This window comes from Pseudomonas schmalbachii (assembly GCF_017589465.1).
GTDB lineage: Bacteria > Pseudomonadota > Gammaproteobacteria > Pseudomonadales > Pseudomonadaceae > Pseudomonas > Pseudomonas schmalbachii.
The window spans coordinates 1-255 of the sequence record NZ_JAELYA010000042.1 but is presented as its reverse complement, the minus strand read 5'-3'; the positions used below and the strand labels follow the sequence as shown (position 1 = coordinate 255).

Annotated in this window: 1 rRNA gene; it reads left to right on the top strand. The window is 48.6% G+C overall.

The features are described from left to right. Window positions 1–26: 26 nt before the first annotated feature. Window positions 27–255: ribosomal RNA gene (locus JFY56_RS24270) — 23S ribosomal RNA — on the top strand; the annotation flags it as partial.

The window sequence follows — 255 nt, the reverse complement described above, 5'->3', positions numbered from 1 at the left end:
AGATGGCAGATTGTTTGGGGTTATATGGTCAAGTGAAGAAGCGCATACGGTGGATGCCTTGGCAGTCAGAGGCGATGAAAGACGTGGTAGCCTGCGAAAAGCTTCGGGGAGGTGGCAAACAACCTGTAATCCGGAGATGTCTGAATGGGGAAACCCAACCAACATAAGTTGGTTATCACACACTGAATACATAGGTGTGTGAGGCGAACCAGGGGAACTGAAACATCTAAGTACCCTGAGGAACAGAAATCAACC